This is a genomic window from Lentzea sp. NPDC020367, from assembly GCF_044387305.1.
Lineage (GTDB): Bacteria > Actinomycetota > Actinomycetes > Mycobacteriales > Pseudonocardiaceae > Lentzea.
The window spans coordinates 282,349-307,643 of sequence record NZ_JBIRVV010000001.1 but is presented as its reverse complement, the minus strand read 5'-3'; the positions used below and the strand labels follow the sequence as shown (position 1 = coordinate 307,643).

Sequence of the window (25,295 nt, the reverse complement as noted above, 5' to 3'; positions counted from 1 at the left end):
TCAGGACGACCACACCTGCTCGGCGGCCTTCTGCCACGTCGTCAGGATCGTGTCCAGCTGGTCGGGCTGCTGGAGGAACTTGACCAGCGCGGCGTCCGCGGTGGGCTGCAGCGCGTCGCTGGAGTCGCGGTTGAAGAACTGGGTGATCTCCGCGGCCTCCTTGAGGTGCTGGCGGCCCTTCGTGACCAGGGGCGTGCCGGAGTCCTTGGCGTTCGGGTGCGTCGGCAGGACCGTGCCGGACGAGGCCTTGATGTAGGCCTCCTGACCCTCCGCCGTCGCCGCGTAGGTCAGGAACTCCTTCAGTTCCTTGACGTGCGGTGACTTGGCGCTCGCGAAGAAGCCGTCGGTCGGGCCCTCCTCCGCCAGCGGGACGTTCGGGTCGATGATCGGGAACCGGAAGAAGTCGATGTCGTCGATCGCGTCCTTCGGTGCCGCGTCGGCGAAGAACGCGCCGGTGAGCAGCATGCCCGTGCGGCCCTGCAGCATCGCGGTCGTGGCCTCCTGGAAGCCGATCGCGGTGCCGTTCGGGTCGGTGTAGGGCAGGACTTCGCGCCACGGCGTGAAGATGGCCTTCACCTTGGGGTCGTCGAACTTCTGCTTGCCCGCGAGGAGCTCGCGGTGGAACCCGGCCCCGTTGACGCGGATGTTGAAGTAGTCGAACCAGCTGGACGCGGTCCACGGCGAGTCCGATCCCGCGCCCATGCCGAGCGGGATCACACCCTTGCCCTGCAACGTCTTGCACAGATCGACGAACTCGGTCCAGGTCTTCGGCGGGGTGACACCCCACTTGGCGAAGTTGGACTTGCGGTAGAAGAAGCCCCACCAGTAGTACGTCGTCGGCACGAACACCTTGCCGCTCAACGTCTTGAACGACTGGGGGTAGTCGCCCATGGTCTGCCAGACGTCGCTGATGTCGAGCAGCAGCCCCTTCTCCTCGTACCCCTTGAGCAGTGCGCCGGGGTACCAGGTGAAGAGGTCGGGCGGGTTGGCCGAGGTGAGGTAGCTCGGCAGCTGGGTCCGGAAGGTCTCGGAGGCCACGGTGTTGACCGAGGCCTGCGCACCCTTCTTGTCGTTGAACGCCTTCACCAGTGCGTCGATCGCCGCTTTGGCAGCAGGCGCCGAGAGGTTCGACTGGATCGTGGCCGTGCCCGCGGCCTGGGTGACCGGGCCTGAGGACGCCGAGGTGGCGCAGGAAGCCGTGCCGCTGACCAGCAACCCGGCTCCCGCGGCAGCGGTGACGCGGAGGAAGTGACGCCTGTCCATGGCGGACAGATTGCGCGCAGGTCATGATCATGTCAAGAATAATTCATAATTTATGATGTGCCGTATGCTCTCGGTCATGAGCGAGAAGCGGCTTCGTGGCGTGCACGGCCAGACCGTCGAGGCGCTGGCGGGCCGGATCCTGGCCGGCGAGATCGGCGAGGGCGACACCCTCGACCTCCCGGCGCTGCGCGAGGAACTCGACGTGTCGCTGACCGCGCTGCGCGAGGCCCTGAAGGTCCTCTCCGCCAAGGGCATGATCGACGCCAGGCAGAAGCGCGGCACGTTCGTGCAGCCGCGCTCGTCGTGGAACCTCCTCGACACCGACGTGATGCGCTGGCAGACCCAGGCCAGCAACACCGACCACAGCCTGTTCGACGAACTCACCGAGATGCGCGTGATCGTCGAACCGGCCGCCGCCCGCCTGGCCGCCGAACGCGCCTCGGCCGCCGACATCGAGGCCCTCGGTGCCGCCTTGGAGCGGATGGCGTCGGCGCGCGACCTCGCCGCGACCGTTCGGGCAGACCTGGAGTTCCACCGGTTGCTGATGGGGTCCACGCACAACGCGTTCCTGACGCACGTCGAGCGGATCATCGCGATCGGGCTGGCCGAGCGGGACAAGCTCGTGCACGGGAGCGTGGACGACGATCCGGTGCCGTCGCACCGGGCCGTGCTGGACGCGATCTCGGCGCGGGACCCCGAGGCGGCCTACGAGGCGATGCGGGCGCTGGTCGACAAGTCGGGCGCGGACCTGAACCGCCTGCGCTGACGTCCATCCGTTCTTAATCGATACGACACCATCGGGTCTCGCTTCAGCGGTTGTGAAAGACATTCACGTCCGTCAGCATCGGGTTTCATGCGCCTGATCACGCTCGCCGCCGCCGTCGCGCTGACGATCTCGGTCGCCACCCCGGCGGTCGCGGCCCCTGCCGCCCCGAAGATCGCCACCTACAACGTGTTCATGCTGTCCAGGAACCTGTACCCGAACTGGGGACAGGTCGCCCGCGCCGACCTGATCGACAGCACCGGCGTGCTGAACGGCCAGGACGTCGTCGTGCTCAACGAGGCCTTCGACAACGCCGCTTCAGACCGATTGCTGGCGAACCTGCGCGACACCTACCCGAACCAGACGCCGGTGCTGGGCCGCAGCCGGGCCGGGTGGGACGTGACGAGCGGCAGGTACAGCGACTCGACGCCGGAGGACGGCGGCGTCGCCGTGCTGAGCCGGTGGCCGATCACCACACGGGTCCAGCACGTCTACCGGGACGGGTGCGGGGCTGACTGGTTCTCCAACAAGGGGTTCGCGTACGTGCGGATCGAGGCGCCGACCGGGCCGCTGCACGTCATCGGCACGCACATGCAGGCAGAGGACTCGACCTGCACCAGCGCGCCGGGCGGCTACCGGGCCAAGCAGCGGGCCGAGATCAAGGCGTTCCTGACGGCGCGCAACATTCCCGCCTCCGAGCCGGTGTACGTGGCCGGCGACATGAACGTCATCAAGGCGAGTGCCGAGTTCCCGCAGATGGTCGCCGAGCTGGGCGCTCAGACGCCTGAGGTGGGCGGGCATCCGTTCTCGTGGGACTGCGCGGACAACAGCGTCTGCCGCGACCAGTACGGGCCGGAGTACGCGTCCGAGCACCTCGACTACGTGCTGACGGTCCAGGGGCCGGTGCTGCGCAACGAGACCCGGCGGGTGAAGAGTCCTGAGTGGTCGATCTGGTCGTGGGGGCGCAAGTACACCTTCAACGACCTGTCCGACCACTACCCCGTGTTCGCTAGCTGAGCGGCGGCGCGACGGTCAGGCCGAGTTCGGGCATGCCCAGCCAGTCCAGGGTGGCGCCCGACTCGGCCAGCTTGATCCGCACGGCGTAGACGCTGAGCAGCAAGGCTTGCAGCGAGTCGACCCCGTAGGCGGCGGCGACCTCGTCGTCGCCGATCTGGTGTGGACACTCCCAGTCGCCGTTGTCGCTCAACGGGTCCGGGCGCGGGGCACCGAACCGGATCACCACCTCGAAGGATGATCCGTCCGGTGCCTTGCCCTCGATCTGCCGTTCCGCGACGACGACGCCCAAGTCCATGCGACTCAGCCTAGCGCGCTCACCAGCCGCTTCGCCTGGACGACGGACTTGCTGGAACCCTTGCGGGCCGCCACCTCCGCGAGGCCGTCGACGGTACCGCCCGGCTTGAGCTGCTGGGCCAGTTCGACCGCGAGCTCAACCAGGTCCGCGACCCTGTTGTGCGACCAGGCCTTCGGCAGCGCGGCCGTCAGCAGGTCCCAGATCTGGGACGCGGCGCCGGAGCGTGCGGCATCGCGCAGGCACGGGACCACTCGGTTCAGCGCGAGTTCGCCTCGTTCCAGCAGCAGGCCGACGACTTCGCCCAGTGCCTTGCCGTCGAACTGGTCGCGGGCGGCGAGGACGAGCAGCGCGTCGACCGCGTTGGCGCGGCCGACCGTCGCCTCGGCGCCCAGTCCGTACGCGAGCGCCAGGTGCGAGGCGACGCCCATCGGGCCGTGCGCCTCAGCGAGTGCGGGCAAGATCGGGCCGTCGTCGCCCTTCGACTCGCGGCGGTTCGCGAGGTGCGGCACGAGGTGTGCGGCGATCACCTCGCGTTGCACGGGCAGGACGGCGGGCCACCACTCGATCATGACGCCCCACTCGTTGTGGCCGTACCAGTGCTTCTCCGGGTCGGGCAGGCCTGGCGAGAGCGTCACGAGCAGGCGCTTCTCCGTGACCGCCGGGCTGATGTAGCCGTAGCGCGTCTCGCGGGTGCGTTCGACCAGTTCCACCACCGGGTCGGTGAGGTCGGCGAGCCAGTCGCGCAGCAGCCTGCCCGCGTTGCTCGTGAGCGACGCGAAGTCCTCTGGCCGGGTGTCGCGGGGCAGCCGGTGGTAGGCCTGTCTGAGGTCGCGCGGCCACGGTTCCCAGTCCTCGGCGTCGGCCTTGGCGAGGCGTTCGAGCAGGGTGGCGGGGTCGAGCAGGCCGGACGTCTCGGTCGGCGTCGACACCAGGGCCGGGCGTGGTGACTTGACCAGGCCCTTGGCGATCTCGTGCAGCCGCTTGGCGAGCTGCTCGCTCACCGAGCCCATCTCCGCGCGTTTGAGCTGCTTCATCCACGTCCTGGCGGCGTCCATCGCCGACTCGACCGGGCCGATCGGCGTCAGGGGCTCGGACACGGCGGCGATGATCGAGATGAACACCGACCAGCTGTCACGGCGGGCATGATCGGGGAAGGACTCGTAGGCGTTGCGGTTCATGATCCACGGGTGCTTGTCGTAGATCGGCTCGAGCGCCTTCGCGACCGCTTCCCTGTCCTGCCAGGCGAACCGGACGACGGCCTCGATGATCCGTTCCGCGGTGACCGGGTCGACGTGACTGGCGTTGCGACCGAACAGGCCGTGCACCTCGCCGGTCAGTTCGTCGAGGGTGGCGATCGGGTCCGGCCACGGACGCGCCGCGAACGCCGCGAGCGCGGCGACCTCCTCCGCGACGGTCTCGACGCCGAGTTGAGCGGCGAGGTCGGCCGGCAGTTGTTCGGCCAGCGCCAGGAGTTCGATCCGAGGCGCGTCGCTGATCTTCGCCTGGTGCTTGGCGATCAGCTTGACCGCCTGGCCGCGCAGGTCGTCCGACTCGTGCGCGAACAGCTCCGCCACGGCGAGCACGACTTCGTCCGGAGTGGACTTCGCGTGCTTGCCGAGCCAGGTGAGCTGGGCGCGGATGAGCTTCTTCTCGGTGCGGCCGAAGACCCACCGGCTCGCGTCGGTGAGCAGGTCGAAGTCGAGCCTTCCCGCCTCGTCCAGCGCCTTCAGCCGGTCCTGCGCGAGAGTGGCCACCACAGACCGCGAGTCGGGCAGCATCGCGACGTAGTCCCGTGCGTGCTCGGCGGTTTCGTCCAGCGTCACGTCGAGAATCTTGTGCAGCGCCAGGAAACCCTCCATCTCCTTCGCGCTGCCGCCCTGCTGGAGCCGGGCGAGGCAGCCGTCGAGGAGCACCTTCCGGTCTGCCCGCTCGTGCAGGAACTGGGGCCACTGCCAGATGTTCGCGAAGATCGCCCCGGCTCCGACCACCTCCAGCATGCGCGGGATCAGCGCGTCGAAGGCCGGACGCCAGCGCGTGTGGCCACCGAAGTCCATGAACGCCAGCAGGAAGCCGTCGGTGTCCGGTGGGTCCTCGCCGCAGAACTCCAGCACGATCCGCAGCAGGTCGTGACGGCCGGGTTCACGGGTCGGCATCCTGGTGGCGATCCGGGTGAGCAGGTCCGGCAGCCACGCGGGATCGCGGTGCCGCAGCACGTCCAGGGCTTCGAGGCTGCCGTTCTCCTGGCTCATGCGGTGCCACCAGATCTGGTAGCGCACCAGCCACGGTGCGAGCGTGGAAGCGTTGGGCAGCAAACCGATGCCCGCGATGTGCATCGCCGCGTGGTGGCGCCAGTTCTCCCCGGACGCGCGGCGCTTCTTCTCGTACGCGACGAGTTCGGCGGCGCGTTCCTTGCGTTCGTCCGGGGTGAGGCTCTTGAGCACCTCTCCCAGCGCGAGCAGTTGGTCCGACTCGATCAGCGCCTGGATCCTGTCGAAGCTCATGCCACCCCTCCGAGCGCGCTCACCAGGCGCTTCGCCTGCACTACCGCCTTGCTGGATCCCTTGCGGGCGGCGACCTCGGCGAGTCCGTCGACCGTGCCGCCCGGTCCGAGCAGCTGGGCCAGTTCGACCGCGAGTTCGATCACGTCCGCCACCCGGTTGTGGGCCCAGAGTCTTGGGAGGGCGGTGGTGAGCGCGTCCCAGATCTGCCGTGCCGCGCCGGAACGGGCCGCGTCGCGCAGGCCGGGCACGACCCGGTTCAGCGCGAGGTCACCGCTGTCGAGCACCCGGCCGAGAAGATCGCCGAGCACGCGGCCGTCGAGTTGGTCGCGTGCCGCGAGGATCAGGATCGCGTCGACCGCGTGGGCGCGGTTGATGGTCAGTTCTGCCCCGAGCCCGTAGGACAGGGCCAGGTGCAGAGCGAGGCCTGCCGGGCCGTGGGCTTCGGCGAGCATCGGCAGCAGCGGGCCGTCGTGGCCCTTCGAGGCCGTCCGCGAACGCAGGTGCGGAACGAGGTGGGCGGCGACGACCTCCCGCTGGACGGGCAGCAGCGACGGCCACCACTCGACCAGCGGGCCCCACTCGTCGTGCTCGCGCAGCGACTGCTCCGGCTCCTCCAGGCCCGGGGTGACGGTCGCGTACAGGCCGGTGTCGGCGGGCTCCTGCGAGTACCGCCACGAGTAGCGGTAGCTGCGTACCTCGATGGCGATCTCGGGATCGGTCCTGGTCGCCAGCCGGTCGCGCACCTCGGCACCCGCCTTGCTGGTCAGCGACGCGAACAGGGCGGGGTCCGTGTCACGCGGCAGGCGTTGGACGGCCTGCCGGAGGTCGCGCTGCCACGGCTCCCAGCCCTCGGCCTCGGCCCTGGCGAGACGGCTGACCAGCGTCGCCGGGTCGATCAGGCCGGACATCTCGGTGGGGGTGGAGACCAGAGCGGGCTTCGGCAGGCGGATCAGGCCTCGCGCGATCTCGTACAGCCGCTTGGAGAGCTCGTCGGCCACTCCCCCGATGCTCGTGGTGCCCGGCCGCTCCCACTCGTGGTCGAAGTCCACTTCGGACTGCGCTTCCAGCGGATGCGGCGTGCCGCGTCCGGCGAGAACGGCCTGGACGAACTCGGCACGGGGGTTGCGCCGCGAGCGGTCGTACCAGGGCGCCTTCTCGTAGAACGGCAGGATGGCCTGGGCGAGCGCTTCCCTGTCCTGCCAGGCGAACCGGACCAGTGCCTCGATGATCCGTTCCGCGGTCGACGGTTCGAGGTAGTCGGAGTTGCGGCTGAACGCGGCCAGCAGTTCCCCGGTGAACTCGTCGAGGGTGGCGATCGGCTCGGGGAACGGCCTGGTCACGAACGGGGCCAGTTCCACGGCCTGGTCCTGGGAGGTGGTGCCTCCCAGCTGCTGGGCCAGATCGCCCGGCAGTTGCTCGGCCAGGGCCCGGACCTCGGCCTGCGTCTCGTCGCCGGCGTTGCCGAGGTGCTTCACGATCAGTTTGACGGCCTGACCGCGCAGGTCGTCCGACTCGTGCGCGAACAGCTCCGCGACGGTCAGCACGACCTCGTCCGGGTTCGCCTTGGCGTGCTTGCCGAGCCAGGTGAGCTGGGTGCGGACGAGCTTCTTCTCGGTGCGGCCGAACACCCACCGGCTCGCGTCGACGAGCAGGTCGAAGTCGAGCCTTTCCGCTTCGTCCAGCCGCTTCAGCTGGTCCTGGGCGAGGCCGGCGACGGTCGACCGCGAGTCCGGCAGCATCGCGACGTAGTCCCGCGCGTGCGCCGCGATCTCGTCGAGGGTGACCTTGACGGCCTCGTGCAGGCTCAGGAAACCGTCGATCTCGCTGGGTGTTCCGTTCTGCTGCAGGCGGGCGAGGCAGCCGTCGAGTAGCACCTGCCGGTCCGCTCTCGCGCGCAGGAACTTGATCCACTCCCGTCGGGAGCCGCCGAGGATCGCGCCGGCGCCGACGACCTCCAGCATCCTCGGGATCAGCGCGTCGTAGGAGGGCTTCCACCTGGTCTGCGCGTCGGAGTCCATGAGGTGCAACAGGAATCCGTCGGTGTCCGGAGGGTCGTCGCCGCAGAACTCCACGATCACCCTCGTGAGGTCCTGCCGGAAGCGGTCCCGCGTCCGCATCCTGGCGGCGAGCCTCGTGACCAGGTCCGGCGTCCAGGCGAGGTCGCGGTGCCGCAGCACGTCGACGAGCACCTCGATGCCGTTGTCCACCTCGTCCCCGTAGTGCTGGAAGATCCGGTGGCGGACCAGCCACGGCGCGAGAGCCGATGCGCTGGGCAGCAGGCCCGCGCCCGCGACGGAGAGCGTCTCCTCGTCGTCCCAGCGGCGATCGCCCGTCCGGTGCGCCTTCTCGTACGCGATCAATTCCTTCGCGCACGCCTTGCGTTCGTCGGGCGTCAGGCTCTTCAGGAGTTCGCCGAGCGCACGGGTCTCGTCCGACTCGATCAGGGCCTGGACTTTGTCGAAGCTCACGCCTTGCCCCTGACCATGTCCGCGGCCAGCACGTGCTTGCATTTCCCGCGTCCGCCGCGGTACTCGGCCCACCACTGGCAGGTGCAGGCCTCGCCGTTGACGCGGTAGTCGCCGACCAGCGCGGTGTCGCCGTCCCAGCTGACGGCGTTCTGCTCGACGAGCGCCTTCGCGTTGCGCAGCCTGGGGTTCATGGCCTGGATGTCGACGCCGCCGTACGGGAGTTCGCGGTGGAAGTACGACGCTTCGGCGAGGTCGTAGCCCACGCGTCCGGACGTGCCGAGCTGCGCCAGCGCGTCCTTGACCCTCGCCGGGGTGAGTCCGGAACGGTCCGCGAGGTCCGCGATGTCCACGCGGGGTTCGAAGTCGAGGAGAGCGCCGACCAGTTCGGCGTCGGTGTCGGCGTCTCCGGCCGCGAGACCGTCCAGAACGGCACCCTCACCGGACAGACCGCGGGTCACCTCGGGCGAGAGGACCAGGGTCAGGCGCTGCGAACCGAGGTCGACCTCCCAGCCGCTCGCGACGGGTTTCCCGTCGGCGGGCGGGCCGTAGAGCCGGACGGCCTTCGCGAAGCGCAGCAACGGGATCAGGGTCTCCAGGCGGTTCGGGCCCGCCAGGCAGACGGCGTTGGCCGAGGCCGTTCCGCTGAGCCGCAACGACTTCCCGGACGGCACCGCCCACACCGCCGCGCGTCCCTTGGGCAGCGTCTTGAGGAACCTCTGCGCGTCCATCGGGGCGAGTTCGGCCTTCAGGTCGAACTTCGAGGTGAGGACCTGGGTCTCGGCGAAGCCGCGCAGCCAGCGCGGTGGCAGCGGGACCTTCTTCTCCACGACCGCGCCGTCGAGCGTGCCGACCTCGACCTGGTCGGGGCCGACCGTGAGGTGCAACGGGTCGCCCTTCGTCACGCGGGCGAGGGCTCGGCGCAGCGGCTCGTTGACGTCGACGTTCGTGGTGCCGCGGTCGTGGACCTCGCCGTCGAGGGCGTCGCCCAGCACGTCCAGGCGCGCGTAGACGCCGCAGCAACCCGAGAACGACTCGAAGCGCAGCCGGTCGCCGTTGCAGGTGACGACCGGGTCGCGGAGGCGTTCGGTGGTGGGCTGGAAGTAGCGGGTGCCCGCGATCTTGGCGATGGCGAGCAACGCCGTGGCGGCCTGCTGCGAGTCACCCAGGAAACCGGTGAAGAAACGCGGGTTCGGCGCCCTGCCGCCGGAGGTCTGCAGTCCCAGGGCGTGTCGCGTCTCGTCCAGCCGGGAGTCGGCGACGTAGGCGTACGAGTGCATCGCGCCACTCTAGGGAACAAACGTTCGACTCGGCGGCGGTTTGATCAAAGGTATCGGCGCAACAGGTCCTCCTCGGTCTCCCTGCGCACGATCGGCCTCGCGATCCCGTCCCTGACGGCGATGATCGGCGGCCGGCACACCTGGTTGTAGTTCGAGGCCAGCGCGTGGTGATAGGCACCCGTCGCGGGGACGGCGAGCAGATCACCGGCGTGGATGTCCTGCGGCAGCAACACGTCCTCGGCCAGCACGTCGCCGGCCTCGCAGTGCCTGCCGACGACTGTCACCGGCTTGGGCTGCCCTCCGCGACCGACCAGGCGGACCGCGTACTTGGCGCCGTACAGGGCCGGTCGGGGGTTGTCGCTCATGCCACCGTCGACGGCCACGAACGTCCGCGCTGATGTCTTGACCGCGCACACCCGGTAGAGGGTCACGCCCGCGTTGGCGACGATGGACCGTCCGGGCTCGATGAGCACGCGCGGCGGCGGCACGCGGTGCAGCGCGCACTCGTAGTTGAGGGCAGCGGTGATCCGGTGTGCGAACCCCGCGAGGTCGAAGTCGCTGTCCCCCTGCAGGTACGGCGCGCAGAAGCCGCCGCCGAGGTCGAGCTGCTCGATCCTGGTGCCGCAGGACGCGATCAGGCCGACCATCAGCCGCACCGCTTCCTCGTAGCTCGCGACGTGCCTGACCTGCGAGCCGATGTGGCAGTGCAGGCCCACGAGCTTCAGCGACGGCTGCTCGACCACGCGCAGGACCGCCTCCAGCGCGGCGCCGGACGCCAGGGAGAAGCCGAACTTCTGGTCCTCGACGCCGGTCGCGATCTTGGCGTGCGTGTGGGCGTCGACGCCGGGCGTCACCCGGATCATGACCTCCTGGCCGTGCGTCGCCAACGCGCCCAGCTGCGCGATCTCGTCGAGCGAGTCGACGACGATCCGGGAGACCCCGTACTCCAGCGCGGCTTTCAGGTCCTCGGCGGTCTTCACGTTGCCGTGCATGATGATCCGCCGCGCCGGGAAGCCTGCGGCCCTGGCCAGTGCGAGTTCCCCGGCCGAGGACACGTCCAGCGACAGGCCTTCCTGCGCCATCCACCGGTAGACCTCGGGGCAGGGCAACGACTTGCCCGCGAACACGACCTCCGCGGCCGGCAGGGCGGCGCGGAAGGCCTGTGCCCTGGCGCGGACCGTCCGTTCGTCCAGGATCTGGCACGGGGTGCCGAACCGGGCCGCGAGCTGCGTGGCCGGGAGTCCACCGATGACCAGGTCCTGGCCGGCGAGGTGCGTGCCGTCCGGCCAGAGACCGTCTTCCAGCACCGGTTCGGTGGCGCATCCGATGCTGGGCAACAACTCGGCGAGTGTCATGCGTCCAGCACACGCCTGGCGGCGGTCCGTGCCCAGATCCCGGACGAGACCCTGACACGGGTGGCCGCCACCTTGACGCGATCCTGACGATCACGGTGGCGGGGGCCACATCAGTGCAGGCAGCACCCCATCGGCGTCGCCGGCACCTCCACCGGTTCCTGTGCCGCGGCCTCGATCTCCCGGAGGATCCGCGCGCGGTCGGCCGGGCCGAGGTACCGGCCCCGGCTGACGACGGAGTGGACGCGGCTGACGTTCGTGATGTCCCGCAACGGGTCCGCGTCCAGCACGACCAGGTCCGCCTGCTTGCCGGGCGTGACCGTGCCCGTCTCGTGCTCCAGGCCGAGGCAGCGCGCGGCGTCACGGGTGGCCGCCTGCAGAACGGCCATGGGCGAGAGCCCGGCCTGCGCCAGGAGCGCGAGTTCGTCGTGCAGCGAGAAGCCGGGGAAGACGTAGGCGAACCCCGCGTCCGTGCCCGCGACCACGCCGACCCCTGCCTCGTGCATCGCTCGCAGCAGGCGCATGCGGGCGTCGCCGAACTTCCGCAGTTCGGCCACTTCCTCCGGCGTGCGCGGCTGGCGGCCGGCCATGATCGCCTGCCACTGCTCGCGCAGGCCCACCGGGATGTAGCGGATCCGTTCGAGGGCCGCCGGGTCGTTCGGAAGGGTCTCGGGTGAGAGGTTCATGTTCCGTTCGACGAACAGCGTCGGCGACTCCCAGGTGCCCTGCTCGACCATGGCCGCGAACAGCTCGCGGGCGCGGGCCGGTGAGTGGGTCGCGACCGCGGCTCGTTCCATCCGGCCCGCGTGCCGGCCCCACCAGTTCGGGTCGGCCATGTCGTCGGGCATGGCGCGGAGCTGGGCGTAGAGAGCGTCGGCGTTGTCCGAAGTGGACGTGAACAGGTTGTACATGTGTTCGTGGGTGTGCTGCGCGAGCGCGTCCTGCACGGGCACGCGGGCCGGAACGTGGCCGGCGAACGGGATCCGCAGCCTGCGGGCTTCCTCGGCGATGGCGGCGTGGCACTCCGGGGACAGGAACGAGTAGACCTTGACGAAGTCCGCTCCCCCGTCCTTGGCCCTGCGCACGGCGGCGCGAGCTTCCTCCGGGGTGCGGACGATGTCCGAGCCCGGCCAGATGGCGGCGGGACCGTCGACGATGGCGCTGGCGATCACCATGCGCGGGCCGAGGATCTCGCCGGATTCGATGCGCCGGCGCGTGGCGTGGACTTCGGGCAGACCCATCATCTCGCGGATGCCCGTGACGCCTTGGACGACGTGCAGTGGTGCGACGGTGTCCTCGTAGTACGTCGCGTGGGTGTGCATGTCCCACAGGCCCGGGATCACGTACTTCCCGGTCACGTCGATCACCCGCACGCTGCGCGGGATCTCCCGGTGGCGGCCGGCGGCCAGGATCCGGTCACCGGCCAGGACGATCGTCGCGTCACGAACGGGCGCACGGCCGGTGCCGTCGATGAGCGTCGCCCCGCGCAACACCGTCACGCCGCTCGCCGCCATCGCGGGTTGCCCCACGACACCCAGCGCGACTGCTCCGAGCGCGCCTTTCCCCAGCCAGGACAACACGTCCCGGCGCGCCAGATCCCCCACTGCTCCACCTTCCCCCGAAGTCCCCTGCTGCCAAGCTAGCGGCCTCGGGGTGGTGGAGCAGTAGGGCTGACCCCCATTCTACGGCCGGGTCCACACCGCCACGTAGTCGACCAGCATCGGCCTGCCCGGCGTGGTCTGCGCGGTCGGCGTCGCCCGTCCCGCCACGCCGTTCGGGAACGCGCCACCCACCGCCACGTTCAGCAGGATGAAGTAGCCCTGGTGCGAGGTCATGTTGTTCCACGAGGTGGCGTCCATCTGGTTCTGCCGCACGCTGTGGAACTGCTGGCCGTCGACGTACCACCGCAGCTGGTTCGGGCTGACCGAGCGGTCCCACTCGAAGCGGTAGGTGTGGAACGCCGACTGGCAGGTGCTGCCGGGGCAGGCCCGGGACGCGCCGAGGCCGTTCGTCTCGTTGCACGGGCCGCCGGGATTGACGCCGCAGTGCAGCACGCCCCAGACGGAGTTGATGCCGTTGACGTTCTCCATGACGTCGAACTCACCGATGCTCGGCCAGTTCCAGTAGTTGCCGCGGTACGGCGAGCCCAGCGCCCAGAACGCAGGCCAGTAGCCCAACGCGGCCGCGCCGGTCACGTTCGGCATCTGGATGCGACCCTCGATGCGCAGGATGCCGCCCGCCGGTGCCTTGAAGTTCGAGCGACGGGTCTCGATGCGCGCCGAGGTCCACTCGCCCGAGCCGGACCGCAACGGGGTGATGCGCAGGTTGCCGGAGCCGTCGAGGGCGAGGTTGGCGCGGTCGTTGGTGTAGCGCTGGATCTCACCGGTGCCCCAGTTGCCGGGGCCACCGGGGTAGCCGTGACCGGTGTCGACGATCCAGTTGTTCCCGTTCGGCGCGGTGTTGTTCGCGCCGGTGAAGTCGTCCGACCAGGCCAGAGACCAGCCTGTCGGGGTGGGCGGGACCGCTGCCTGCGCGATGCCGGAGAGCGGGAGGACCAGGGCCAGTCCCAGCAGGGCGCGCGTGAGTTTTCGAGCCACGATGATGACCTCTCTGTCACGATCGCACGGCAGCGGAACTCCATGGAAGCGCTCTCACGGTCTCGCGTCAACCTCACATCTCGAAGCGGTACCCCATTCCGGGCTCGGTGATGAGGTGCCGCGGGTGGGCCGGATCGTCCTCCAGCTTGCGCCGCAACTGGGCGAAGTAGACGCGCAGGTACTGGGACTCGTTGACGTGCATCGGCCCCCACACCTCCTGCAGCAGCTGCTTCTGCGACACGAGCCGGCCGGGGTTGCGGGCCAGGATCTCGACCAGGCCCCACTCGGTCGGCGTCAGGTGCACCTCGTGGCCGTCGCGGCGCACCTTCTTCACCGCCAGGTCCACGACGAACGACGACGTCTCGACCACCGGATCGCCCGCCTCCCGGGCGAGGTTGCGGCGCACGGCCGCACGCAACCGGGCCAGCAGCTCGTCCATCCCGAACGGCTTGGTCACGTAGTCGTCGGCACCCGCGTCCAGGGCCTCGACCTTGGCCGACGAGTCGGTGCGCGCGGACAGCACGATGATCGGGATCGTGGACCAGCCGCGCAGCCCGGCGATCACGTCCACGCCGTCGATGTCGGGCAGGCCGAGGTCGAGCACGACCACGTCCGGCTTGCCCTCGACCGCCACGCCGAGCGCGGATTTGCCGTCGTAGGCCGTCATCACGTCGTATCCGCGCGCGCTGAGGTTGATCCGCAACGCGCGCACGATCTGCGGTTCGTCGTCCACTACCAGCACTGACGTCATCCGGAAGTCTCCTCGTAGGCGGGCAGCGAAATGACCACGGTCAGGCCGCCGCCCGGGGTGTCCTCGGCACTGATCTCCCCGCCCATGGCCGCGGTGAAGCCCTTCGCGACGCTCAGGCCGAGCCCGACGCCCGGTGTGGCGGAGCGGTCGCCGAGGCGTTGGAACGGCGCGAACACCTTGTGCCCCGCCTTCTTCGGCAGTCCTGGGCCGTGGTCCACGATCCTCAGCTCGACGTGGGAGCCGTGCGCGCTGGCCCGGACCGCCACTTCGGACCCGCCGTGCCGCACAGCGTTGTCCACGACGTTCGCGACGACCCGTTCCAGCAGTCCCAGGTCAGCCAGCACCGGCGGCAGGTGCTCGTCCACCACGACGGAGACGGTGTGCCGGTCGTCGACACCGGCCAGCGCCCGAGCGACCGCCTCGTAGTAGCTGACGGGCCGCAGCACCGGTTCCACGGACCCGGTGGCGAGCCGCGACGAGTCCAGCAGGTTGTCGACCAGTCCGGTCAACCGGTCCGCCGACTCCTCCACGGTCGCCATCAGCTCCGACACGTCCTCAGTGGACAGTGGCAGCGACTCGTCGCGCAGGCTGCCGATCGCCGCTTTGATCGACGTCAGCGGCGTGCGCAGGTCGTGCCCGACCGCCGACAGCAACGCCGTGCGCAGTTCCGTCGTCTCGACCTTGCGGTGCGCGTCACGCGTCTCGTCGGCCATTCGCTGCTGCCGCAACGCCATCAGCGCCTGCCCGGCCGCCGCTTCCAGCACGCGCTGGTCGCTCGCGGGCAGCACCCGGCCGCGGAGTGCCAGGTGGATGTCGGACGTCACCATGACGTCCGCGTCGGCCTCGTCCGGTTCGTCGCACGGCCGCGGCCCCACGCACGCGACGCGTTCCCAACCGCCTGCGCGGCGTTCGAGCAGCGCCACCGACTCCAGGCCGAAGTTCACCCGGATCTTGTCCAGCAGCCGCGCCAGCGGGTACGGACTGGTGAGCACGGTGCGCGAGTAGGAGGCCAGCAACGCGGCCTCGGTCCGTGCCCGCGCGCCCTGCTCCCCCAGCCGTGCCGCCCGGTCGACCGTCAGCGCCACGACCGTCGCGACGATCACCATGGCGGCCAGCGTGATCACGTTCTCCGGCGACCGCACGGCCAGGCTGTAGTAGGGCTCGGTGAAGAAGAAGTTCAGCAGCCCGGCGCCGAGGACCGCGCAGAACAACGCGGGCCCCAGCCCGCCCGCGATCGCCACCACGCACGTGACCAGCAGGAACGCCACCAGGTCGGTGGAGAAGTCCAGCTCGTCGCGCCACAGCATGCCGAGCCCGGTGACGGCGGCCGGCAGCACGAGCGACAGTCCCCAGCCGGTCAGGCGTCGTTTCAACGACAACGGGTCGGTCGCGACCTTCCAGCGGAGACCGCGCCGCGCCTCGTCGTGCGTGACCATGTGCACGTCGATCGCGCCGGACTCCTGCACCACGGCGGCGCCGATGCCCTCGTCGAACGCCCGCGCGACCCGTGACCTGCGCGAAGTCCCCAGCACGAGCTGGGTCGCGTTGACGCCGCGGGCGAACTCCAGCAACGCCGTCGGCACGTCGTCGCCGACCACCGAGTGGAAGGTCGCGCCGACGTCCTCGGTGATCTTGCGGGAGCGGGCGATGTGCTCGGGCGTCACGCCGGACAGCCCGTCGCCGCGCATCACGTGCACGACGAGGAGTTCCGCACCCGCTCGCACCGCGATCCTGCGCGCCCGGCGGATCAGCGTCTCGCTCTCCGGCCCGCCGGTGATCGACGCGACGACCCGTTCCCTGGTCTCCCAGGTGTCGGTGATCTCCTTCTCGCTGCGGTAGCGCTGCAACGCGACGTCGACCTGGTCCGCCACCCACAGCAACGCCAGTTCGCGCAACGCCGTCAGGTTGCCGAGCCGGAAGTAGTTGCCCAGCGCGGCGTCGATCCGGTGGGCCGGATAGACATTGCCGTGCGCCAGCCTCCTGCGCAACGCCTCCGGCGTGAGGTCGATCAGCTCGACCTGCTCGGCGCGGCGAACCACCTCGTCCGGCACCGTTTCCCGTTGCCGCACACCGGTGATCCGTTCCACGACGTCGTTGAGCGACTCCAGGTGCTGGACGTTGACCGTGGACAGGACGTCGATGCCCGCTTCGAGCAGTTCCTCGACGTCCTGCCACCGCTTCTCGTTGCGCGATCCCGGCGCGTTGGTGTGCGCGAGCTCGTCGATCACCGCGACCTCCGGCCCGCGGGCCAGGATCGCGTCGACGTCCATCTCCTCGACCTCGAGGTCGCGGTGCCGGATCACCTTGCGCGGAAGCACCTCCAGGTCCTTGAGCAGGGAGGCGGTCTTGTCGCGGCCGTGGGTCTCCACGAGTCCGACGACCACCTCCGTGCCGCGCTCCCGGCGCCGGTGGGCCTCGCCGAGCATGGCGAAGGTCTTGCCGACGCCGGGAGCGGCGCCGAGGTAGATCCTCAGCTCACCCCGGCGACCGTCAACGGGCGCTGTCGATGGCACGGTTCAGCGCAGTCACGTTGACGGTGGTGGTGAAGGTGCCGTGAGTGTTGGCAGCGACCAGCTCGCGGACCTTCTCCACCGGCAGCCCGGACGCGCGCGCCACACGAGGCACCTGCAACGCCGCGTACTCCGGGCTGATGTGCGGGTCGAGGCCGGATGCCGACGCCGTCACGGCGTCCTGCGGAACCTGGCTCTCGGGCACGCCTTCGCGTTGCGCGATCTCGGTCGTGCGCTCGGCGATGACCTTGGTGTAGTCCTCGTTCAGCTCGCCCTTGTTCGAGCCACCGGACGCGGGCAGCGTCGCGGCGGACGGCCTCGGCACGAAGTACTGGTCGCCTTCGCGGGTGACGGCGACCAGCGTCGTGTCGGTGGCCTCGGCGTTGGCGTGCAGGCCGGGAAGCCGCGACACGCCCCACACCGACAGCGGGTAGAGCACCCCGAGGAGCACCGTGAGTGCGAGCAGGATCCGCAGACCCGCCCACGACTGCTTCAGAAAGTTGTCCATGGTTCAGCCGATCCCGGGGATGAGTCGCACGAGCAGGTCGATCAGCCAGATCCCGGCGAACGGCGTCACGACGCCGCCCAGGCCGTAGATCAGCAGGTTGCGCCGCAGCAGCGCCGACGCGCTGGACGGCCGGTACCGGACACCCTTGAGCGCCAGCGGGATCAGCGCCACGATGATCAGCGCGTTGAAGATCACCGCCGACAGGATCGCGGACTGAGGCGTGGCCAGGTGCGTGATGTTGAGCTTGTCCAGCGCCGGGTAGATCGCCGCGAACATGGCGGGCAGGATCGCGAAGTACTTCGCCAGGTCGTTCGCCACGGAGAACGTCGTCAGCGCACCGCGCGTGATCAGCAACTGCTTGCCGATCTCCACGATCTCGATGAGCTTGGTCGGGTCCGAGTCGAGGTCGACCATGTTGCCGGCCTCCTTCGCGGCCGACGTGCCGGTGTTCATCGCGACGCCGACGTCCGCCTGGGCCAGCGCGGGCGCGTCGTTCGTGCCGTCACCGGTCATCGCGACCAGACGGCCGCCCTCCTGTTCCTTGCGGATCAGGGCCATCTTGTCCTCGGGCTTGGCCTCGGCGAGGAAGTCGTCCACCCCGGCCTCGGACGCGATGGCCTTGGCGGTCAACGGGTTGTCGCCGGTGACCATGACCGTCCGGATGCCCATCGCGCGCAGCTCGGCGAAGCGTTCCTTCATGCCGGGCTTCACGACGTCGGACAGCCTGATGACGCCGAGGACCTGGCCGTTCTCCGCCACCACGAGCGGAGTACCGCCCTGTGAGCTGATCTCGTCCACGATCTCGCGGGCCGTGTCGGTCAGCTCGAACGCCGACGCGGCACCCTTGCGGATGATCCGGTCGCCCAGGTCGATGCCGGACATGCGGGTCTGCGCGGTGAACGGCACGAACTCGCCGGTCTTCTCGTGCTCACTGGCGGGTTGCCCGCCCGCGAGTTCGAGGATGCTGCGGCCTTCCGGGGTGTCGTCGGCCAGGCTCGCCAGTCGCGCGGCCGCCACGAGCGTCTCCTGGGAGGTGGGGCCGACCGGGATGAACTCGGTGGCGCGCCGGTTTCCCCAGGTGATCGTGCCGGTCTTGTCGAGCAGCAACGTGTCGACGTCGCCGGCGGCCTCGACCGCCTTGCCGGACGTGGCGAGCACGTTGCGCTGCACCAGCCGGTCCATGCCCGCGATGCCGATCGCGGACAGCAACGCGCCGATCGTCGTCGGGATCAGGCAGACCAGCAGCGCGGTCAGCACGACCACCGACTGCTCGCCGCCGGAGTAGATCGCGAACGGCTGCAGCGCCACCACCGCGAGGACGAAGATGATCGTCAGCGTGGACAGCAGGATCGTCAGCGCGATCTCGTTCGGCGTCTTCTGCCGTTCCGCGCCTTCCACGAGAGCGATCATGCGGTCCACAAAGGACTCGCCCGGCTTCGTCGTGATCCTCACGACGATCCGGTCCGACAGCACGGTCGTGCCACCCGTGACCGCGCACCGGTCGCCGCCGGACTCGCGGATGACGGGCGCGGACTCGCCGGTGATCGCCGACTCGTCCACGGTCGCGATGCCCTCGACCACGTCACCGTCGCCGGGGATGACCTCGCCGGCCTCCACGACCACCAGGTCGCCGATCTTGAGCTCGGTGCCGGCCACGACGTCGCCGTTGAGCATCCTGGCGACGGCGTCCTTCTTCGTCTTGCGCAACGAGTCGGCCTGCGCCTTGCCGCGCCCTTCCGCGACGGCTTCGGCGAGGTTCGCGAACAGCACGGTGAACCACAGCCACAGCGCCACCGCGACGGTGAACACGCTCGGGTCGGTCGCCGCGAACACGGTGACCAGCAGCGAGCCCACCCAGACCACGAACATGACGGGACTGCGCAGCTGGTGCCGCGGGTGGAGCTTGCGCAACGCCTCCGGGATCGCCGCGGCGATGCTGGGCTTGGCAGGTGTCTTCTCCTGTGCCACAGCCGGTTTCTGAAGTGTGGTGGTCACAGCAGTGCCTCCGCGATGGGACCGAGGGCGAGAGCGGGAACGAACGTCAGCGCGGCGACCAGGACGATCGAGCCGGTCAGCAGCGTCGCGAACAACGGTCCGGTGGTGGGCAGCGTGCCCGCCGTCACCGGCACCTTCTTCTGCGCGGCAAGGGATCCGGCGAGCGCCAGCACCGCGACGATCGGGATGAACCGGCCGAACAGCATGCACAGGCCGAGCGACGACTGGAACCAGTCGTTGGTCACCGTGATGCCGGCGAACGCCGACCCGTTGTTGTTCGACGCCGACGCGTAGGCGTAGAGGATCTCCGACAGGCCGTGCTCTCCCGGGTTGTTCAGCGCACCCTGCGTGCTCGGCAGGATCGCGGCGATCCCGGCGCCGATCAGCAGCACGGTCGGCATCGCGAGGATCGACACCGCGGCGGCAGTGACCTCCTTGCGCCCCAGCTTCTTGCCGAGGTACTCGGGCGTGCGGCCGACCATCAGACCTGCCAGGAACATCGCGATGATCGCCATCACGAGAATGCTGTAGAGCCCGGTGCCGACACCGCCCGGCGTCATCTCGCCGAACAGCATGTTCAGCAGCGTGCCGCCACCGCCGAGGCCGGTGTAGCTGTCGTGCAGCGAGTTGATCGCGCCCGTCGACGTGCCTGTCGTGGAGTTGGCGAACAGCGCGCTGGCCGGGATGCCGAACCGGAGTTCCTTGCCCTCCAGGGGCCGCAGACCGTTCGCCTCTGCCACCCAGATCACGGTCAGCATCGCCGCCCAGATCACGCCCATCACGCCGATCAGGACGTAACCCTGCTTCCTGTTGCCGACCAGTTGCCCGAACGTGCGGGTCAGCGCCACCGGGATCACCAGCAGCAGGAAGATCTCGATCAGGTTCGACCACTCGTTGGGGTTCTCGAACGGGTGCGCCGAGTTCGCGTTGAGCACGCCGCCGCCGTTGGTGCCGAGTTCCTTGATGGCTTCCTGGCCGGCAACGGGCGCGTTCGCGATCGTCTGGCCGTCAACGTCCACACCGGACTTGAGGCTCATCGTGACGCCCGTGATCACCAGCACGATCGCCGCGATGAACGCGATCGGCAGCAGGATGCGGACGGTGCCGCGGACGAGGTCGACCCAGAAGTTGCCGAGCCGGTCGGTCTGGCTGCGCACGAAACCGCGGATCAGGGCGATGGCGACGGCCAGGCCGACTGCGGCCGACACGAAGTTCTGCACGGTCAGGCCGATCATCTGGACCGTGTGGCCCATGACGGCTTCCGGCACGTACGACTGCCAGTTCGTGTTCGTCACGAAGCTGATCGCCGTGTTGAACGCCATGCCCTCAGGCACGTTGCCGCGGTCGAAGTTGAACGGCAGCACGGACTGGATCCGCTGGATCACGTACAGGAACACGATGCCGACGAACGAGAAGCCCAGCACGCCGTACGCGTAGGTGCTCCACTTCTGTTCGGCGTCGGGGTTGATCCGCGCGAACCGGTAAATGGCCTTCTCGGCTTTCAAGTGGCCCTTCGCGGTGAAGACGCGGGCCATGTAGTCGCCGAGGGGCCGGTACACGACCGCGAGGGCCGCGACGAGGATGCCGACTTGCAGGAGGCCGGCCACGAGAGGTGACATCAGAACTTCTCCGGCCTGACGAGTGCGATGAACAGGTAGACGATCAGCGCGAGCGCGATCACACCGGCGACGGCGTTCGCGACAAGTCCCGTGCTCACAACTTCTCCAGTCCACGCACCGTCAGGCCCAGCACGACGAAACTCCCGATCAGCAGCAACGCGTAGGCCAGGTCGGCCATGACGCCGCTCCCTTCAACGACAAGGATTCTTGATGACGCACGGAAGCGTGCATCACGAAATGCCTGATCAGGGGGTGCCTGACAGCGTCCTTACGGGGTCGGGCCCGGCTTTTACGCGTTCTTGAGGCCGGGGAGACCTGGGCCTCATCCGATAGGGCCTGTGGCGGTCACGATGTGTGAGAACGTCGGTGCCATGACGCGTGCGGAGATGCTCGACGAGGTCGCCGATCTGCTGCCTTCCCGAGGCCTGGTCGGGGTCGACGGCGTCGACGGCGCGGGCAAGACGACGTTCTGCGACGACCTGGCTCAGGTGCTGCGTTCCAGGGGCCGCGAAGTGGTGCGCGCCTCCGTGGACGACTTCCACCACCCGCGCGCGATCCGCTGGCAGCGCGGGCGGGTGTCGCCGGAGGGCTTCTTCCTGGACAGCTACGACTACGAGCGCTTCACCGGGCTCCTGCTCACGCCGTTCGCGGCCGGGCTGCCGTTCCGGCGGGCGAGCCACGACCTGGAGACCGACGAGTACGTGGACGCGCCGGCCGAGGTCGCGTCACCGTCCGCACTGCTGCTGGTGGACGGCATCTTCCTGCACCGCGACGAGCTCGTGGGGCACTGGGACTTCTCGGTGTTCCTGGACGTCGGCTTCGCGATCTCGGTGGCGCGGATGGCCGTGCGCGACGGCAGCCCGCCCGATCCGGACGACCCCTGCAACCGCCGTTACGTCGAGGGACAGCGCCTGTACTTGGCGCAGTGCGATCCGGCGGCGCGGGCAAGGCTGCTGATCGACCACCGGGACGTGATATCCACTCGCGCGTGATCAACCCGGTGAGCCGCGGCGAGACGTGGCACCGCCCTGCCAGAGGCGGCCATCCCGACCCCTTGAAGATGCTGGGGTACGTCTGGCCGGTCGTCGAAGACCTGCGGGCCAAGCCTCCTGAGGACTGGCCGAGCCCGGACGCGTTGACGGATGCACTGGTGGAGCTGGCGGAGTGGTTCGAAGAGGCGGGCTGGGACGACTTCGCGTTGCGGACGCACGAAGAGGTGCTGGAGTTCCGCCGCGAGGCCGGTGACGCCGAGAAGCTGCGACGCGTCCTGACGTTGATGCGCGACAACCTCATGCGGCAGGAACGCCACGAGGAAGCGCTCGCGATCGTCCAGGAGGAACTGCCGCTCGCGCAGCAGCTGGCCGTGCCGGGCGAGTACAGCACCGAGATCGCCAACGTGGCCAGGTACTGGATCACCAACCTACTCGGCAAGCTGGGCAGGCACGCCGAGGCCGCCGACAACGCCCGCGAGGCGGTCGCCGAACTGCACGGGCAGGTGCCGTCCCAGCACGGACCACCACCCGGCTACGGCCTCACGAACGCCCGGTTGGAGTACGCCCACCGCCTCACGACGATCGGCGACTACGAGCAGGCGGCCGACTTCACCGCGCAGAGCGCCGAGTTCTGGCGGCAGAACGGTTCATGGCGGGGCATCAACGGTTACAACGCGTACGACGAGCTCGGTCTCCTGCAGCTGCGTCTGGGCCGGTTCGAGGAAGCCCGCGCCTCCGCCATCGCGGCCGTGGCAATTCTGCGGCAGCACGCGGAGAGCGAGGGCGACTCGGACACCCTGCGCAACCACGCCGACGCGCTGCACAACCACGGCAACCGGCTCGCCGACCTGGGACTCGACCAGGAGGCGCTGGAGGCGGCCCAGGAGTCCACTCACCGCTATCGCGAGCTTCTCGCGAACACGGAGGGCCGGGCCATGATCATGAAGATGGAGCTGCGGGTCGCTCTCTCACTCGTCAGTCTCGGCACCCGGCTGCGCGCTGTCGGCAGGCTCGACGAGTCGCTCGCGGCCAGCGACGAGGCCATCGAGCTCGCGACCAAGCACGAGGACCGCGAGCTGGGCCGCAAGGAACTCGCACGGGCGTGGACGAACCGCGCCAGCCTCCTGATCTCGCGGCAGGCCTACCCAGAGGCAGCGAACGCCGCCGCGAAGAGCATCGAGTTGTCCCAGACAGCGGACGGCAAAGCCATGGCGCGCAACACCTTCGCCCTGGCCTCCGCGCACGCGGGAGAGCTCGGCATCGCGGTGGAGACGTCACTGGCCGCGGTCGCCCACTACCGGGAACAACACGCTGCCGACCCGTACGAGTACAGCTACTACCTGGCCGACGCGCTCGCCGACCACGCGCTGATCCGCGTCCTGCGCGCCGAACGCGCCGAGGCCGAGGCGGCGATCAGCGAATCCCTGGCGATGTACGCGGAACTCGCCGCGCACAACCCCGGCCGCTACCAACGCGAACTGGACCACGCCCGTGGCGTCGCCGCACGGATCTAGAGGTTCTTCGCGAAGAACTCGGTCACCCGCTCGACGACCTGGGGCACGTACCTGTCGTACAGGTCGACGTGCGTGGCGCCGTCGACCCAGTGGAACTCCTTGGGGCCGCCCGCTTTCTGGTACGCCTCGACGCTCATCCAGGACGTGACCGCCTCGCGCCCGGCCACCAGCAGCAACGGCCGCGGCGCGATCAGGTCGACCGCGCGGAACGCGTCGAACGCGGCGATCCGGCCGACACTGCTCCACGTCACCGTCTTCGCCGAACGCGGGTGCTCACCACGCGGCGTGCAGTAGTACTCCCAGCCCTCGTAGGAGTGCGGGCCGCCGGCACGGGCCTGCTCACCGGTCTCCGGGAACAGCGTGAAGCCGCCGTCCCGCACCTGGTCCAGCATGCCCTGCAGGACAGCGGGTTCTTGGGTGCCGTCGGCGCCGAACCGGAACTGGCGGGCGATGTCGGCCAGGCTGACGGTGGCGATCGCCCTGATCCGGTGGTCGGTCCCGGCGGCCGCCACCCCGTACCCGCCGGACGCGCAGATGCCGAGCACGCCGACCCGTTCGTCCTGCTCGCTCAGGAACGCCGCGGCCGCGCGGATGTCCTCGACCCGTTGGAACGGGTCCTCCAGGCCGCGCGGTTCCCCCGCGCTCTCGCCCTGGTAGGCGGCGTCGAACGCCAACGCGAGAAAGCCCTGTTCAGCGAGCTGCCGTGCGTACAGTCCCGCCGTCTGCTCCTTGACGCCGGTGCCGGGATGCCCGACGACGATCGCTCCACGCGGAGCGCCTTCCGGCCGGTACAGGTGGCCGGCGATCTCGAGTCCGTTGCTGGGGAAGGTCACGTTGTCCATGTCCACCACGTTCGTCCCGTGAGATCGGCGCAACCAGGGACGACTCAGCCTATGCACACCAGTACCAGGCACACGTCGGCAGAAACACGGACACTGGAGGCATGACCGACCTGGGCGAGTTCCTCCGCACCCGTCGCGCCGCGGCCGCCCCGCAGCGCGCGGGATTCCCCGACGACGGCAGGACCCGTCGCGTGCCGGGGCTGCGCCGCGAGGAACTGGCCCAGCTCGCGCACGTGAGCGTCGACTACGTCGTCCGGCTGGAACAGGGCCGCACCAACCGGGTGTCCCGCACCGTCCTCGACGCACTGGCCGACGCGCTCCAGCTCGCCGCGGACGAACGCGACTACCTGTTCACGCTCGCGGACGTCACCCCGGCCAGGCAGCCCGCCGCTCCCGAGGTAGCCGGGCGGTTGCAGCAGTTGCTGGACGGCATGCCGGACATTCCGGCGATGGTCCTGCACCGCCGCATGGACGTGCTCGCCTGGAACACCGCGGCGTCCGCGCTGCTGACGGATTTCGGCGCTCTTGAGGCGCCGGAACGCAACCTGATCCGGCTGACGTTCCTCGACCCGGCGTTCCGCGCCCTGTACGGCGACTGGGAACGCTCGGCGCAGGAATGCGTTGCGGTGCTTCGGATGGAGGCGGGTCGCACCCCGCACGATCGCGCTCTCGCGGCACTCGTCGGCGAGCTGAGCGTGAAGGACCTCGACTTCCGCACGTGGTGGGCGACGCATCAGGTGCGCGGGCCGCGTCAGCTCGTGAAGACCTACCACCACCCGGTGGCGGGCACGCTGACCCTCGACGTGCAGCAGTTCACTGTGGACACTCACCCGGACCAGCTGCTCGTCGCCTACACGGCGGCGGATGACGCGTCACGGGAGGGCCTGCGCTTCCTTCTGCTGTCGGCGCAGGCCCTCCCGTCAGATCACTTGCCGGCGCGGTAGGCCGTCCAGGCGCTCTGCATGCGGGTGTTCTGACCAGGGATCCGCATAGTCGTGGATCGGGTCCAGCCCCGTCGCCACGAAAGAGTC

The 25,295-nt window shown here is 69.6% G+C and carries 20 protein-coding genes; 5 read left to right on the top strand and 15 right to left on the bottom strand.

The window, feature by feature from the left end; genetic code table 11:
* Positions 1-1,263 carry an ABC transporter substrate-binding protein gene (locus tag ACH413_RS01435; RefSeq protein WP_360029637.1) on the bottom strand — a complete coding sequence of 421 codons (1,263 nt, stop codon included), beginning with the start codon at positions 1,261-1,263 and terminating at the stop codon, positions 1-3.
* Positions 1,264-1,339: 76 nt separating this feature from the next.
* Between ACH413_RS01435 and ACH413_RS01430 the strand changes: the two genes are divergently transcribed.
* Both ACH413_RS01430 and sph read left to right on the top strand, forming a co-directional pair.
* Positions 1,340-2,029, top strand: a complete 690-nt coding sequence (locus ACH413_RS01430) for an FCD domain-containing protein (RefSeq protein ID WP_360029636.1) — start codon at positions 1,340-1,342, stop codon at positions 2,027-2,029.
* 87 nt (positions 2,030-2,116) lie between these two features.
* Positions 2,117-3,043 (top strand): sphingomyelin phosphodiesterase, encoded by a 927-nt coding sequence (sph, locus tag ACH413_RS01425; RefSeq protein WP_360029635.1) that lies wholly within the window; start codon positions 2,117-2,119, stop codon positions 3,041-3,043.
* On the opposite strand, the gene ACH413_RS01420 is transcribed toward sph, so the two are convergent.
* The 13 genes from ACH413_RS01420 to kdpF all read right to left on the bottom strand — a co-directional run bounded on the left by ACH413_RS01420 (position 3,036) and on the right by kdpF (position 21,014).
* Entirely contained in the window at positions 3,036-3,338 is a 303-nt protein-coding gene (locus ACH413_RS01420; protein WP_360029634.1) for a DUF6968 family protein, read from the bottom strand. The genes sph and ACH413_RS01420 overlap by 8 nt on opposite strands.
* A 5-nt stretch (positions 3,339-3,343) precedes the next feature.
* Positions 3,344-5,839 (bottom strand): DUF6493 family protein, encoded by a 2,496-nt coding sequence (locus tag ACH413_RS01415; RefSeq protein ID WP_360029633.1) that lies wholly within the window; start codon positions 5,837-5,839, stop codon positions 3,344-3,346.
* Complete coding sequence (locus ACH413_RS01410; protein ID WP_360029632.1) at positions 5,836-8,307, bottom strand: DUF6493 family protein; 2,472 nt, start codon at positions 8,305-8,307, stop codon at positions 5,836-5,838. The genes ACH413_RS01415 and ACH413_RS01410 overlap by 4 nt, the downstream gene beginning before the upstream one ends.
* On the bottom strand, positions 8,304-9,584 hold the full coding sequence (locus ACH413_RS01405; RefSeq protein WP_360029631.1) for an SWIM zinc finger family protein: 1,281 nt from the start codon (positions 9,582-9,584) through the stop codon (positions 8,304-8,306). The genes ACH413_RS01410 and ACH413_RS01405 overlap by 4 nt, the downstream gene beginning before the upstream one ends.
* A gap of 44 nt (positions 9,585-9,628) precedes the next feature.
* The gene (gene lysA, locus ACH413_RS01400) at positions 9,629-10,939 is read right to left on the bottom strand and encodes a diaminopimelate decarboxylase (protein ID WP_360029630.1); all 1,311 of its coding nucleotides are present in this window, start codon (positions 10,937-10,939) and stop codon (positions 9,629-9,631) included.
* Positions 10,940-11,049: 110 nt separating this feature from the next.
* Complete coding sequence (locus ACH413_RS01395; RefSeq protein WP_360029629.1) at positions 11,050-12,540, bottom strand: amidohydrolase family protein; 1,491 nt, start codon at positions 12,538-12,540, stop codon at positions 11,050-11,052.
* Between the two features lie 78 nt (positions 12,541-12,618).
* The gene (locus tag ACH413_RS01390; RefSeq protein WP_360029628.1) at positions 12,619-13,533 is read right to left on the bottom strand and encodes a glycoside hydrolase family 16 protein; all 915 of its coding nucleotides are present in this window, start codon (positions 13,531-13,533) and stop codon (positions 12,619-12,621) included.
* A 73-nt stretch (positions 13,534-13,606) separates the two neighbouring features.
* Positions 13,607-14,284 carry a response regulator gene (locus ACH413_RS01385; RefSeq protein ID WP_360029627.1) on the bottom strand — a complete coding sequence of 226 codons (678 nt, stop codon included), beginning with the start codon at positions 14,282-14,284 and terminating at the stop codon, positions 13,607-13,609.
* Positions 14,281-16,797: a sensor histidine kinase KdpD gene (locus ACH413_RS01380; protein ID WP_360029626.1), complete on the bottom strand. Its 2,517-nt coding sequence runs from the start codon at positions 16,795-16,797 to the stop codon at positions 14,281-14,283. Before ACH413_RS01380 ends, ACH413_RS01385 begins: the two co-directional genes overlap by 4 nt.
* Entirely contained in the window at positions 16,775-17,302 is a 528-nt protein-coding gene (locus ACH413_RS01375) for a potassium-transporting ATPase subunit C (RefSeq protein ID WP_360029625.1), read from the bottom strand. Before ACH413_RS01375 ends, ACH413_RS01380 begins: the two co-directional genes overlap by 23 nt.
* A gap of 3 nt (positions 17,303-17,305) precedes the next feature.
* Positions 17,306-19,270, bottom strand: a complete 1,965-nt coding sequence (kdpB, locus tag ACH413_RS01370) for a potassium-transporting ATPase subunit KdpB (RefSeq protein ID WP_360030358.1) — start codon at positions 19,268-19,270, stop codon at positions 17,306-17,308.
* A 23-nt stretch (positions 19,271-19,293) separates the two neighbouring features.
* Positions 19,294-20,916 (bottom strand): potassium-transporting ATPase subunit KdpA, encoded by a 1,623-nt coding sequence (kdpA, locus tag ACH413_RS01365; RefSeq protein WP_360029624.1) that lies wholly within the window; start codon positions 20,914-20,916, stop codon positions 19,294-19,296.
* On the bottom strand, positions 20,916-21,014 hold the full coding sequence (gene kdpF / locus ACH413_RS01360; protein WP_319979798.1) for a K(+)-transporting ATPase subunit F: 99 nt from the start codon (positions 21,012-21,014) through the stop codon (positions 20,916-20,918). The genes kdpA and kdpF overlap by 1 nt, the downstream gene beginning before the upstream one ends.
* A 273-nt stretch (positions 21,015-21,287) precedes the next feature.
* Here kdpF and ACH413_RS01355 point away from each other — a divergent pair, with 273 nt between their 5' ends.
* Together ACH413_RS01355 and ACH413_RS01350 are read left to right on the top strand one after the other, a co-directional pair.
* A complete protein-coding gene (locus ACH413_RS01355) occupies positions 21,288-21,908 on the top strand; it encodes a uridine kinase (RefSeq protein WP_360029623.1) in 621 nt (206 codons plus the stop codon).
* A complete protein-coding gene (locus tag ACH413_RS01350; RefSeq protein ID WP_360029622.1) occupies positions 21,905-23,422 on the top strand; it encodes a hypothetical protein in 1,518 nt (505 codons plus the stop codon). Before ACH413_RS01355 ends, ACH413_RS01350 begins: the two co-directional genes overlap by 4 nt.
* On the opposite strand, the gene ACH413_RS01345 is transcribed toward ACH413_RS01350, so the two are convergent.
* Positions 23,419-24,264, bottom strand: a complete 846-nt coding sequence (locus tag ACH413_RS01345) for an alpha/beta hydrolase (RefSeq protein WP_360029621.1) — start codon at positions 24,262-24,264, stop codon at positions 23,419-23,421. The two genes, ACH413_RS01350 and ACH413_RS01345, sit on opposite strands and share 4 nt — an antisense overlap.
* Positions 24,265-24,365: 101 nt before the next feature.
* Between ACH413_RS01345 and ACH413_RS01340 the strand changes: the two genes are divergently transcribed.
* Positions 24,366-25,208 carry a helix-turn-helix transcriptional regulator gene (locus ACH413_RS01340; protein WP_360029620.1) on the top strand — a complete coding sequence of 281 codons (843 nt, stop codon included), beginning with the start codon at positions 24,366-24,368 and terminating at the stop codon, positions 25,206-25,208.
* Positions 25,209-25,295 lie beyond the last annotated feature (87 nt).

Bases quoted from the DNA above. Each gene is read 5' to 3' on its own strand.
- lysA (WP_360029630.1), bottom strand. From the start codon at position 10,939: ATGACACTCGCCGAGTTGTTGCCCAGCATCGGATGCGCCACCGAACCG.
- sph (WP_360029635.1), top strand. From the start codon at position 2,117: ATGCGCCTGATCACGCTCGCCGCCGCCGTCGCGCTGACGATCTCGGTC.
- ACH413_RS01430 (WP_360029636.1), top strand. From the start codon at position 1,340: ATGAGCGAGAAGCGGCTTCGTGGCGTGCACGGCCAGACCGTCGAGGCG.
- ACH413_RS01405 (WP_360029631.1), bottom strand. From the start codon at position 9,584: ATGCACTCGTACGCCTACGTCGCCGACTCCCGGCTGGACGAGACGCGA.
- ACH413_RS01415 (WP_360029633.1), bottom strand. From the start codon at position 5,839: ATGAGCTTCGACAGGATCCAGGCGCTGATCGAGTCGGACCAACTGCTC.
- ACH413_RS01375 (WP_360029625.1), bottom strand. From the start codon at position 17,302: ATGGACAACTTTCTGAAGCAGTCGTGGGCGGGTCTGCGGATCCTGCTC.
- ACH413_RS01420 (WP_360029634.1), bottom strand. From the start codon at position 3,338: ATGGACTTGGGCGTCGTCGTCGCGGAACGGCAGATCGAGGGCAAGGCA.
- ACH413_RS01385 (WP_360029627.1), bottom strand. From the start codon at position 14,284: ATGACGTCAGTGCTGGTAGTGGACGACGAACCGCAGATCGTGCGCGCG.
- kdpA (WP_360029624.1), bottom strand. From the start codon at position 20,916: ATGTCACCTCTCGTGGCCGGCCTCCTGCAAGTCGGCATCCTCGTCGCG.
- ACH413_RS01345 (WP_360029621.1), bottom strand. From the start codon at position 24,264: ATGGACAACGTGACCTTCCCCAGCAACGGACTCGAGATCGCCGGCCAC.
- ACH413_RS01435 (WP_360029637.1), bottom strand. From the start codon at position 1,263: ATGGACAGGCGTCACTTCCTCCGCGTCACCGCTGCCGCGGGAGCCGGG.
- ACH413_RS01340 (WP_360029620.1), top strand. From the start codon at position 24,366: ATGACCGACCTGGGCGAGTTCCTCCGCACCCGTCGCGCCGCGGCCGCC.
- ACH413_RS01355 (WP_360029623.1), top strand. From the start codon at position 21,288: ATGACGCGTGCGGAGATGCTCGACGAGGTCGCCGATCTGCTGCCTTCC.